Annotated in this window: 8 protein-coding genes; 4 read left to right on the plus strand and 4 right to left on the minus strand. The window is 47.6% G+C overall.

Going from position 1 to position 12,016, the window contains the following annotated elements; all coding sequences use genetic code 11:
* Window positions 1–327: a thioredoxin family protein gene (locus OSC7112_RS17075; RefSeq protein WP_015177073.1), complete on the plus strand. Its 327-nt coding sequence runs from the start codon at window positions 1–3 to the stop codon at window positions 325–327.
* 223 nt (window positions 328–550) lie between these two features.
* The gene (locus OSC7112_RS17085) at window positions 551–1,783 is read left to right on the plus strand and encodes an LL-diaminopimelate aminotransferase (protein ID WP_015177074.1); all 1,233 of its coding nucleotides are present in this window, start codon (window positions 551–553) and stop codon (window positions 1,781–1,783) included.
* Between the two features lie 243 nt (window positions 1,784–2,026).
* Here the strand turns inward: OSC7112_RS17085 and OSC7112_RS39840 are convergent, their stop codons facing one another.
* Complete coding sequence (locus OSC7112_RS39840) at window positions 2,027–2,425, minus strand: hypothetical protein (protein ID WP_015177075.1); 399 nt, start codon at window positions 2,423–2,425, stop codon at window positions 2,027–2,029.
* A gap of 127 nt (window positions 2,426–2,552) precedes the next feature.
* The gene (gene surE, locus OSC7112_RS17095) at window positions 2,553–3,359 is read right to left on the minus strand and encodes a 5'/3'-nucleotidase SurE (protein WP_015177076.1); all 807 of its coding nucleotides are present in this window, start codon (window positions 3,357–3,359) and stop codon (window positions 2,553–2,555) included.
* Window positions 3,360–3,992: 633 nt separating this feature from the next.
* Between surE and pheS the strand changes: the two genes are divergently transcribed.
* Complete coding sequence (pheS, locus tag OSC7112_RS17100) at window positions 3,993–4,997, plus strand: phenylalanine--tRNA ligase subunit alpha (protein WP_015177077.1); 1,005 nt, start codon at window positions 3,993–3,995, stop codon at window positions 4,995–4,997.
* 239 nt (window positions 4,998–5,236) lie between these two features.
* Here the strand turns inward: pheS and OSC7112_RS17105 are convergent, their stop codons facing one another.
* Entirely contained in the window at window positions 5,237–5,680 is a 444-nt protein-coding gene (locus tag OSC7112_RS17105; protein WP_015177078.1) for a hypothetical protein, read from the minus strand.
* A 405-nt stretch (window positions 5,681–6,085) separates the two neighbouring features.
* Window positions 6,086–9,610, minus strand: a complete 3,525-nt coding sequence (locus OSC7112_RS17110) for a response regulator (protein WP_015177079.1) — start codon at window positions 9,608–9,610, stop codon at window positions 6,086–6,088.
* A gap of 1,702 nt (window positions 9,611–11,312) precedes the next feature.
* Between OSC7112_RS17110 and OSC7112_RS17120 the strand changes: the two genes are divergently transcribed.
* The gene (locus OSC7112_RS17120; RefSeq protein ID WP_015177080.1) at window positions 11,313–11,936 is read left to right on the plus strand and encodes a GNAT family N-acetyltransferase; all 624 of its coding nucleotides are present in this window, start codon (window positions 11,313–11,315) and stop codon (window positions 11,934–11,936) included.
* The last annotated feature ends 80 nt before the right edge of the window (window positions 11,937–12,016 follow it).

Genomic DNA, 12,016 nt, shown 5'->3' on the forward strand with positions numbered 1-12,016 from the left:
ATGAGCAACAGTGTAATTGTCATTAACGACGAAAAATTTGAAACAGAAGTCCTGAAAGCAGAGCAACCAGTGCTTGCCTATTTTTGGGCTAGTTGGTGCGGGCCTTGCAAACTGATCGCGCCTTCGGTAGACTGGGTGGCGGCCAACTACAGCGATCGGCTGAAAGTGGTTAAAATGGAAATTGACCCCAATCCTAATACTGTCAAGCAGTATAAAGTAGAAGGAGTCCCAGCTCTCAGGCTGTTTAAAAATGCCGAAGTAGTGCTTTCTCACGAGGGAGCTATTACTAAACAAACTTTGGTCGGTTTGCTCGACGCTCACTTATAAAGTTTGGAAATGATTCGGGAGTTTCCAACTCCCAACTCATAACTATAGCAATCAAAAATATTTTTTAACATCTCTCTTTTATCCGCGATCTTCCTCTCTGACTCTGCGCCCTCTGCGCTCTCTGCGGTTATAAAAAAAACTTTACAAAGCAGCACATAAAAATGAAAAAAAAATAAATCAGCCATGTAAAAAATATTAATATGCCCCAAAAGTTAGAAAAAATATGCAATTTGCCAAACGTTTAGAGCCACTGCAATTTAATGTATTTGCCGATATGGATAGAGCAAAAGCTCAAGCTAGAGCAGCGGGGCAGAATGTGATTGACTTGTCTCTGGGTTCTTCGGATTTGCCGGCGGCGGCTCACATTACAGATGCGATCGCACATTCTCTGTCCGACACCAGCACTCACGGCTATTTGCTGTTTAACGGCACAAGAGATTTTCGGGAAGCAGCAGCTATTTGGTACGAGCAAAAATTTGGGATTGCAGTCAATCCAGAAACAGAAGTGCTGCCGTTAATTGGTTCCCAAGAAGGCACGGCGCATATGCCTTTAGCTGTACTCAACCCTGGAGATTTTGCTTTGCTGCTCGATCCGGGCTATCCTTCCCACGCGGGCGGCGTGCATTTGGCCGGCGGTCAAATTTATCCGATGCCGATATTAGCAGAAAATGCGTTTTTGCCGATATTTGAAGATATTCCGGCAGCAGTGCTGGCTGAGTCGAAGATGATGGTTTTGAGCTATCCTCACAATCCTACAACTGCGATCGCCCCGGTTGCTTTTTTTGAGAAAGCTGTGGCTTTTTGTCGGGAACATCGGCTGGTGTTAGTTCACGATTTCCCTTATGTGGATTTGGTGTTTGACGATTCTGTAGGGGCGGTGCCCCCGTGCCCGCCCTCTGGTAACGGGGAAGAATATCGAAAATTGATGGCGCCGTCAATCTTTCAGGCGGATCGAGATAAGAGTGTGGCGATCGAGTTTTTTACACTATCCAAATCCTACAGTATGGGAGGTTTTCGAGTCGGATACGCGATCGGCAATTCCGAACTAATTGCAGCGCTGCGACAGGTAAAAGCCGCAGTGGACTTTAACCAATACCGAGGGATTTTGAACGGAGCGATCGCAGCTTTAACCGGCCCTCAAGATACCGTTAGAACCAGCGTAGAAACCTTCAGAAAACGCCGGGATGCCTTTGTAAACGCGCTACAGCCCATTGGCTGGCAAGTACCCGTACCCCCCGCCACCATGTACGTCTGGGCGAAACTGCCGGAACCTTGGGCCCAAGATTCCGTGAAATTTTGCACTCAGCTAGTACAGAGTACAGGAGTCGCAGCTTCCCCCGGTGCCGGTTTCGGGAAATCAGGAGAAGGCTACGTGCGATTTGCCTTAGTCGAGTCGCCAGCAATTTTGGAAGCAGCAGTTAGAAAAATTGCTGAGTTTCTAAATCAAGGGATGTGATGTGTGTCAACTTAACCCGAAACACCCTCGCGAGAATTCAGCCCACCAGAATCGAGCTTTGAGGCAGGGGTTAAAACCCCTGCCGGACTGGGGTTTTGACGTTTTTGGACACAGGAAGAAGGGCACGGCGTCTAAGTGCTTACCCGCAGCTCAAGATGGATGCAATTGCTAAAATAGTGTGATTTCTACCTAAAGGAATAGATATTTGCACGCAGTATCTGTCACAATTTCTTTTAAGAAATGTTAACGTGAGATATCTTGGGAATTACCAGTTCCGCTCACCCACTCTAAAAATCCTTGCAGTGAATTCTGTCGGAGTAGCGATTGTTCCGTAGCGGCGAGCGCACACCCGAAAAAGACCACACTGCCCAAAATTGCAATCAGGGGCAAAGGCTTGCCCAGCCCAAAGTCCCGCTGAAGGCGAGCTAACGGTCTGCTCTCGCGCCTGAGCATCTTTCCCACCGTCAGTTGTTTGAGACTAAAAGGATCGCGCACAAAATGACCGCTCCAGCTAATTACCATATGAGAATGGCAGTGGGGACAAGTGAATAGTCCACTGACCATTCCGACTGGGCCTACGACGCTGGAACGGTTGCAGATCGGGCAAGTGACAGAATGAGTGTTATAGGTGGGAGCGTTCATAACTGTTTTTCTTGAGTAAAAAAAACTAACAAGTAATTGGGAGCCTGTGTTAACGCCTAAGGTATAGACCTTGAGAGGCACTTTTCCTTAATTCCTAGTTTACCGCTCCGATCGGGTCGATCGGAGCTCACTGCTTGGGAAAACCTTCAACTTGCCAATCCCGCAACGAGTGCAAGTCGGGAGCACAGGTGAGATTATATTGCAAAGGAGTTACGGTTATTCTGTTGTCGCGAATAGCTTGTACGTCCGTAGGAATATCATGCGGCATCGCCAAATCGGCGATTTCTTCTACATCTTCTAACAATTCCCCAGCCAGCCAATAATAAGTTTTGCCGCGCGGATCGGTGCGCTTTTGAAATATGTCGAAATAGCGGCGAATGCCTTGACGGGCGATCGCAACTCCGGTAATTTCTGCTTGTGTGACTGCCGGTATGTTGACATTCAACAGCACCGGTTTGGGCAGTGGCTGTTTTTCCAACTGCGACAGCAAGGTGACAGCGAAATCCACTGCCGGCCCAAATTCCTGGGAAGTATAGCTCGCGAGGCTGAAAGCAATGCTGGGAATGCCTTCCATAATTCCTTCCATTGCCGCCGAAACCGTGCCCGAACAGATGATATCCGTGCCTAAATTCGGCCCGTGGTTGATACCGGAAAGGACAAAATCCGGTGGTTTGTCAAGTAAAGCCCACAAAGCGAGTTTCACGCAGTCGGCGGGAGTACCCGAACAAGCCCAAGCTTGGACTGCGGGATCAAAAATAGATTCGACAATTTCGGCGCGGATGGGTTGGTGCAAGGTAAGGCCGTGGCCGGTAGCGGAGCGCTCTCTGTCGGGACAAACAACGCTCACGTCGTGACCTGCGGCGGCGAGAGCGTTGGCGAGGCTGCGGATGCCTTGTGCAAAGATGCCGTCGTCGTTGCTAATTAAAAGTTTCATTGAAATTTTTATAGGCCTTATAACAATACTAAACTAGATTCAACTAGGACGATCGCTCTAACATCGAATTACTTATTACCAATTATCCGTAAGTGCCGAAAATCTAAAATCTAAAATCTAAATGGCTGTAGAGCCAAATTGCGCTAAACTCAACTTGGCCCAAACTACCATCAATCTAAAATCTAAAATCTAAAATCTAAAATCAACAAGACTGTAGAGCCAAAATTGCGCTAAACTCAACTTGGCCCAAAACTACCATCAATCTAAAATCTAAAATCTAAAATCAAAATGACTGTAGAGCCAAAATTGCGCTAAACTCAACTTGGCCCAAAACTGCCATCAATCTAAAATCTAAAATCTAAAATCAAAAATCAAAATGACTGTAGAGCCAAAATTGCGCTAAACTCAACTTGGCCCAAAACTGCCCTCAATCTAAAATCTAAAATCAAAAATCAACAAGACTGTAGAGCCAAAATCGCGCTAAACTCAACTTGGCCCAAAACTGCCCTCAATCAAAAATCTAAAATCAAAAATCTAAAATCAACAAGACTGTAGAGCCAAAATTGCGCTAAACTCAACTTGGCCCAAAACTGCCATCAATCTAAAATCTAAAATCAAAAATCTAAAATCAAAATGACTGTCCAGCTAAGCGACATTGAAACTCAACTAGAAACCCTCGGTCAAGAGTCCAAAAGTGCGATCGCCACTGCCAATACCCTCGAACAACTCGAACAGTTGCGCGTCGGCTACCTCGGCAAAAAAGGCCAACTCTCTCAAATTTTAGGCATGATGGGCAAACTGTCGCCAGACCAGCGACCCAAAGTAGGTGCGATCGCCAATACAGTCAAAGAAGCCCTGCAAGCCGATTTAGAAGACAAGCGCGCCGCCCTCCAAACAGCCCAAATCCAAGCCAAATTAGCCTCAGAAACCATCGATGTCACCATGCCGGGGATTTTTCGCCCCCAAGGCCGCGTGCACCCCTTAAACGCCGTCATAGACCGCGCTCTCGATATCTTTGTCGGCCTCGGATACACCGTCGCCAACGGCCCGGAAATGGAAACAGATTATTACAACTTCGAGGCGCTCAACACCCCGCCAGACCACCCAGCGCGGGATATGCAAGATACATTTTACCTACCGGGAGGCGACTTGCTGCGGACTCAGACATCATCAGTGCAAATTCGCTACATGGAACAGCACAAACCGCCGATTCGGATTGTCTCTCCCGGCCGCGTTTACCGCCGCGATACTGTCGATGCAACTCACGCCGCAGTTTTCCACCAAATTGAGCTTTTAGCAATTGATGAAGGTCTGACATTTACTGACTTGAAAGGCACAATTAAAGAGTTTTTGCGGCAAATGTTCGGGCAAGATTTGCCGATTCGTTTCCGCACGAGTTACTTTCCGTTTACGGAACCTTCTGCCGAAGTTGATTTGCAGTGGAACGGCAAATGGCTGGAAGTTTTGGGCTGCGGAACTGTCGATCCTAACGTTCTTAAAGGAGTGGGTTTAGACCCAGAAAAATATACTGGGTTTGCGGCCGGTTTTGGGGTCGAGCGGTTCGCAATGGTACTTTATGAAATCGACGATATTCGCCGGGTTTATGCTAGCGACTTGCGATTTTTGCGGCAATTTTAAAGAATGGTTTGAGGTAGGTTCTACAAACCCTCTAGAGATTTTGCTTAACCTACACCAATTTTTCAGTTTCAAGTAAGCAGACAAGAGCGACAAAACCATAAGATATGGTGGGCGGGTGAGTGCAAGTAACTCTTGCTATCCGACTTCTTGCAGGTCAAAACCCGCCCCCTCACATCAGTTTATTCATGCCCGCTTACTTAAGTAGACAAGGCCTTTGCACTTACCTACTTATTTATTTTCTAATTGCCAAAAGCACCCTTGATGCTGTCAACAGCGCGCTCTACAGCATTCTTGGTATTATCTACTGCTTCCTGAGTCCGAGCTGAATCTTCCGATGCTCTTTTCTCAATTGTGGCCGAGTCTTTCTTAGCTTTGCGCTCTACAAAACTACCATCATCTGATGCTCGATCGACTTTAGCAGCATTTGTCTTGGCAGTTTCCTTAACTTTATCTTCTGTATCTCGGATGAAGTTCTTGGCTCGTCCAGCATCTTTGCTGGCTTTTTCTTTAACCCCATCGCCCGCATCTGCTGCTGCGATGTTTACAGCAGGAGAAGCCATTGCTGCGGTGTTCGAGAAAAACGCACCCTGCCAAACGAAGGCCATCGCTGACACGCAAAGCACAGTTGCAGCCATCCAGCGGCCGACAGTCGAAAGCCGTTTCGTCAAAGAATTCAGTTTCATACAATACACGATCAGATATGACATTCTATTTCTACTCGATCGGAGCGATCGGCTGAACCGTTCTCTAGAGAGAGGTTATCCGCCGACGAACAGTTAAAAAATTTCCCTCTTTTGATAGATGGAAGCAAGGAATGTCAGTCAATTTTAGATTTTAGATTTTAGATTTTAGATTTTAGAGTTGACTCCCCAGCCGCCATTGGGAATTTTGAAATTTGGTTAGTAGATTGTAGATTAAAGATTAAAGATTAAACAATTGATATCGATTCCGGTTGCACCGGAATCGATATAAAACAGCCCTGGGGCGGGTGGGGTGAATGTAATTCACTCAGTTGAAATCTGCTGTATTTACGAATAGGTTGTTCCCGAAATTGTGCGTGGGATATCAACATATAATACTTATAATGACTAATCACAATTTAGTAAAAAAGTCAATACAGTTTCATCAATTCCCTTTAATTTCAAAGGCTTATATTTAACAATGCGATTTTCCTCAACATAATCTGCCACCGCCGCCGAAATTAGCACCGTGTTTGGTTCCGTCACCTCTTGCAAGCGGGCGGCAATATTCACGCTCGGCCCGATCGCAGTATAATCCGATCGGTCAGGGCCGCCAAACATCCCCACCACCGCAGTACCCTGGTGAATCCCGCAGCGAAACCGCAACGGAGACACCCCATTTTCCCCAACAATTCCCTGCTCCAACCAGCCCTTGTTAAGCTCCTTGAGAGCTCGCAGCATTTGCTCAGCAGCAGCCACAGCGCGGCGTACTTGCTCGTTAGGCGTTAGTTCCTCCGGCGCGCCAAAGAAAGCCATTACCGCATCTCCAACAAACTTGTCTACCGTACCGCCGCTGTCAAAAATAGCCTTAGTCATTGCCGCCAAATATTCATTCAACAGCTCAGCTACCCGGCGCGAGCGCAGCGTATTTGCCATTTCCGTAAAACCGACAATATCGCTAAACAAAATAGTAATCAATCGCGGTTCCGGGCGCAAATCTAGAGCCAAATCTCCAGCCGCGGCAGCCTTCACCATCGACGGCGGCAAAAATCGGCGCAGCACCGACTCAGTTAAATAACTGTTCAACTGCTGCACTCGGCGCTCGTTTTGTTTGAGAGCGATCAAATTCCGCACTTCCGCCAACAATTCGCGATCGTTAAAAGGCTTGGACAAATAAGCATCCGCACCCCGTTCTACTCCTTCTATTCGAGTATCTTCGTCGGCTTTAGCAGTCAGCAAAATTGCCGGAGTTCCCTGCAATTCCTCATCCTCTCGAATCATCTTAATCAAATCCAAGCCAGAAATCAAAGGCATCATCAAATCCGTGATAATTAAATTAGGGCGACGTTTTTTAGCCACGGCAAATCCTTCTTGTCCGTTGCGGGCGAGCAAAACTGCAAAGCCGGCATCTCGCAGAATAGCCGACACGTAAAAGCGCAAATCGGGATTGTCGTCAACTACCAAAACCGTTCCCACTGCTGTTTCCGACCTGACAGGTTGGAGCGCCTCAAAGTTATGATTTTCAGCCTCATTTTCCGACAATTCCGCTTCCACATCTGCCAGTTCCACCGCAGCTTTGGATGAGTGAAACTCCGCAGGTATTTCTAGTACCTGTTCCGGGGGCAAGTGAGTCGAACCGAAGTGCAGCCAAACGGTAAAAGTCGTACCTTCGCCGTAAACTGACTCAACTGAAATTTGACCGCCGTGGAGTTCGACTAATTCTTTGACAAGTGCCAAACCTAAGCCGCTGCCTTCGTAGGAACGGCTAGCTGAACCTTCGGCTTGGTGAAACCGCTCGAATAAATAGGGAATTTGTTCGGTGCGAATGCCGATACCAGTGTCTTTTACTTGCAACAAGCAGTGAGCGCCGGCCGATTCAACTTTCAGGGTGATAGTTCCGCCTTCTGGGGTGAATTTGACAGCATTTGACAGCAGGTTGTAAATAACTTTGTCAAATCTTTCGAGATCCAAATAAAGTAAAGGACATTCTTGCAGTTGGGTAATTAAGTGCAGTCCTTTTTTCTCGCAGTAGGCGCGGAACGACTCTGCGGTAGAGTAACAGAAACCGACTAAATCGCAGGGGCGAAAACTCGGCTGCATCCGTCCGGCATCGAGCCGCTGCAAGTCCAGCAGTTGATTTACCAAGCGCAGGAGGCGCCGGGAGTTACGCAAAGCGATTACGGCTTGTTCGTAGGGCAAGTCTTCTTGGCGCCTGCAAGCTGATTCCAGAGGGCCGATTGTGAGAGTTAGAGGCGTGCGGAACTCGTGGGAGATATTTTGGAAAAATTCGGTTTTGAGCCGATCGGCTTCCAGAAGCCGTTCTGCCTGCTGTCTGGTAGTCTGGTAGAGGCGCGACTGCTGCACGGCCAGAGCCGCTTGAGTTGCGACTATTTGAGCCAGGTCAATGTCTGAGAGGTTCCAGCGGCGGATGCTGTGATTTTGGCGCAGGGAAATGCTGCCGATGATTTTGCCTTCCGAGAGTAAGGGAACGACTAACAGGGCGCGGGCTGGCGATCGAACTTGCAGTTCTGTAACATTTAACTCCGGGTGTTCCTCCAGATCTTCGATCGCCACCGGCTCTTTTGATACCATAACTTCCAGCAACAGCGGATTGCCCCGAATCGGCACCAAAGACTGCGGCAAAGAAGGATGGGCAAAAACCCAGCCGCGAGGGTTAGCAGCATCATCACCAGAAGCCGTCTCGTAGCCCAGAGGGTTCGCAACTACCTCTGGATTGTCCATAAAACCCTGTTCTACAGCCACGGTATCCCTATCTGTGTCGTATAGCCCCACGCATTGGACGTATTCATCATCTTCAGTCCACAGAGATAGGGCGCAGCCGTCAACTTGCAAAGCTTGGCCGAGTTGTTGAGTAATGGCTGCAAAAATATTTTGGGGATCGAGACTCGATCGAATTGCCGTAGTAATAGTATTGACTAAGGCCTCGCGCTTCGCCAGCGCCCGCACCCGTTCGTAAGCCCGGGCTTGAGACAGCGCCAAAGCCGCTTGGTCTGCCACCGTAATTACCAACTGTACCTCGTGGTCTTGCCACTGGCGCGGTCGATCGAACTGGTGCAGCGCCAAGACTGCCATCAGTTCGATTTTGTAAAACAGGGGTACGATCAAGCTCGATCGAATATTCGCAGCTTCGTAAGCCTGCTGTCGTTGCTGATTATCCCAGTTTAAAACTCGATCGTCAGTTTGGGCATCTTGAATCACCTCCACATCCAGAGTTTCCCAAACCAAATCCCGCAGCAAATCCGGGGAGAGTTCGGCAGCAGAAGCATCACCTGGCATCGCTTCCTCATCGCCCCCCAACCCTTTAGTTTCTGCCTTCTGGTAAACGAACCACTCATCGGCCACCCGGCCGTCTTGGAACGGCCGCAGCAGACAGCAACTCACCTCAAACATCTGCCCGACTGTTTCCACAATTCTTTGCAGCATTTGCTGGTAATTGGGAGCCGATCGGATAGTATTTGTAACGGCATAAAGCAGCGATTCTTGGCTCAAAGCACGGCGCAGTTCATTGGTGCGCGTTTTCAGAAGATTGTGAGTCTCAACAGCTTGACTGACAAGATTTATCAGCTCTTGAGCATCCCAAGGCTTGGTAACGTATTTAAATACTTTGCCAGCGTTAATAGCTTCAACTAAATCTTCAACATCTGTATAGCCAGTTAAAATAATTCGGATCACGTCGGGGTACTGAGCCGCCGTCAGGCTGAGAAACTCCGTACCGCTCATTTTTGGCATTCGCTGGTCGGAGATAATCACCGCAACTTCTCCCTCTTTTGCCAAAATTTCGAGAGCAGCGGGGCCTGATTCGGCTCTGAGCACTTTGTAGTCTCGATGGAAGGTGCGGTAAAGCAAGTCGAGGTTATCCGGTTCGTCATCGACGATCAGAATTTTTAGCTTAGGATTTTCTTGGGAATTCATGCACCGTTCTCCTGTGCCCCGGGGCTGTTCGATTTAATAAGTCCGATCAAAGGAAGAATTCGCCGATTTAAATTGCTGAAGTCATACCATTTTCGATTTTCGATTTTCGATTTTCGATTGCGAATGACTGATGACATAAGGGTTAGAGTTTTGCCTAGATTGCCATTATTTTGGGAAAATGGTATCACAATAATTCGTGGATATGAAGTTGTTGTGAGTGTGCGAGGCAAGCATCAACCTTGATTTTTGATGTCTGGGTTTTCAATTCGGAATTCTTCTGAGCCACAGTTATCTGTCGTGCACCCCAATTTTATTATTTAATGATATTCACATAAACTCGTCTCCCGATAATTTTCTTTCACCCTTACCTTTATGCAGCAGGAGAGCCAACACAAATCTGGTCATTTTAACTGCCGTCTGGATATCTCAGAATACATAGGAATAACGGTCCTGATTGTGAGTTGATTTGCCAAATTTATGTTTGCTCCTGGCTCCTGGGACTGTTTTATTTGGTATGTGAAAGCTGCCCGCAGCAAGATACAATAGACAACCAACATCTTCGCCTGTGTTTTTTCCCACAAGTAACAGCAACTTTAACAGTCAGCCAAGGATACCGACCACAATCCGGCGCCGAGCCCCTGACGGATATTCGGGGGTGGCCCACAGACCACAGAGGTGTCTGTGGGAGTGACGCAATTGCTGTACCATTTTAGTTAGACTTGCACTTTTTTCGCCGATCTCGGCATTTTTTGTGCCTCTTGCAGACCAACGCCCAAGCTAATTACTGCGGCAAAACACCGCAAGTTCGAGCATCCATCTGTTAATCTTAGCTAGGGATGTACTCTGTGGAAACCGGTCAGTCGATTTTAGATTTTAGATTTACTCCACAGATGAATCGCGGAGCTTGAACTAGGGTCTAAAATTTTGATCTATCGACGACTGTCGGTGGCTTGTATCGGTTTTTGGGCAGGGTCAATCAGCTCGATCGAGGTTTTGAAGGTCTCGCTCGCGCGCAGCAGAGTATCGAACCGACGGGGAAAACCCCTGCAGACAGTTTCCAAGCATCCAAATTTAAATTGGAGGTGGGAAAAATACCCAGTAGCTCAACAGGTAAGCCCGGTTAGATTGGGGACGGGCGATGGATTACCCAGAACTACTGAAAGCTGGGGTGCCAGCCCGGGGGGCGGCGCGGAACATCCGACGCGCCAGCGCGCCCGGTGTTAATCCGATCGGTCGTTGAGTTTTTCAAGTACCGCTTGACTGATAAATTATATTCGATCGGGTATTTCCGCAAGCAGAGAGCGGTAGGATTCCGGGAACCTGACGTTAAAACCTTTGTGATTGTTTTTAATACCTTGCCCGCTAAGCAGTCGCGCATTTAATTTGTAAGCTACGGTTTACTTAAACTCTTGGACGCCGGCCCCTAGCCAGCGATCGAGCTTCAATTTAAAGGCAAAATAGCTGATCCACAAATCTAGTATTAGGGATGGGTTTTATTTTTTCATAACTAGAGTATTAACTCCTAAAAAGTTTCCATTTACCTCAAATACTACTTAAAGTCAAGCACAAAAAAATATAATTTAATCTGGCTAATAAACTATGCCTATAAGTTACGTTATAAGATCGGTATAACATCAATAAATTTTCTAAGAGCGTAGCTTAGAAACCCGCGTAAAAAAAAATAATATAGTGGCCTGGCATTGTGAATCCTTCATTTTTTTCCTCACCATCTCACCAACAACAAACTCCCGGACTTTCTGGTTTTTCGCTCCGGGTGGCTACGCCGAACGACTTGACGCAGCTAGCTGATATTTTAGCCATGAGCTTTCACTCCCGCGAGGGGTTTGTAGAATGGGTGTATCCAGTGTTGCGTTTGGGCATTTACGAAGATTTAAAAAATCGACTGCGTTCTAAGGCAGAACATTACATTTGTCTGGTTGCTGAGCTAGTATCGCGCGAGGAGGGAACGCAGAATTATCGATCGCACCGAGCTCAGCGCATAACAGGAACAGTAGAAATGGCTCTGCGTTCTCGCTTTCCTTGGCAAATCCCTAATTCTGACTATCCTTATTTGTCGAATTTAGCCGTTCACCCGGAGTACCGGCGGCAAGGGGTTGCTCAACAATTGCTCAGCAACTGCGAGGAGACAGCCAGAGAATGGGGATTTTCTGAGATTTACCTCCACGTTCTGGAAAATAATCACGCGGCGCGACAGTTGTACTATCAGGCCGGCTATCGCTTGCAACAGGTGGATTGGAATTGGACTGGTTGGCTGTTCGGCCAGCCGCGCCGCCTGTTTTTACGCAAGCAGATTTCGCTATCCTAAGCTAAGTATTTGAATTGAGCGTGGGGAATTGGGGCTTCGCCAAGAAAAAGGAAAAAATAGCTATCCCTGTATCTCTTCTT

It is taken from the genome of Oscillatoria nigro-viridis PCC 7112 (assembly GCF_000317475.1).
GTDB classification, from domain to species: domain Bacteria; phylum Cyanobacteriota; class Cyanobacteriia; order Cyanobacteriales; family Microcoleaceae; genus Microcoleus; species Microcoleus nigroviridis.

What these genes read in the sequence shown, in the direction of transcription:
- OSC7112_RS17075 (WP_015177073.1), top strand. Translation starts at nt 1, where the DNA reads ATGAGCAACAGTGTAATTGTCATTAACGACGAAAAATTTGAAACAGAA.
- OSC7112_RS17085 (WP_015177074.1), top strand. Translation starts at nt 551, where the DNA reads ATGCAATTTGCCAAACGTTTAGAGCCACTGCAATTTAATGTATTTGCC.
- OSC7112_RS39840 (WP_015177075.1), bottom strand. Translation starts at nt 2,425, where the DNA reads ATGAACGCTCCCACCTATAACACTCATTCTGTCACTTGCCCGATCTGC.
- surE (WP_015177076.1), bottom strand. Translation starts at nt 3,359, where the DNA reads ATGAAACTTTTAATTAGCAACGACGACGGCATCTTTGCACAAGGCATC.
- pheS (WP_015177077.1), top strand. Translation starts at nt 3,993, where the DNA reads ATGACTGTCCAGCTAAGCGACATTGAAACTCAACTAGAAACCCTCGGT.
- OSC7112_RS17105 (WP_015177078.1), bottom strand. Translation starts at nt 5,680, where the DNA reads ATGAAACTGAATTCTTTGACGAAACGGCTTTCGACTGTCGGCCGCTGG.
- OSC7112_RS17110 (WP_015177079.1), bottom strand. Translation starts at nt 9,610, where the DNA reads ATGAATTCCCAAGAAAATCCTAAGCTAAAAATTCTGATCGTCGATGAC.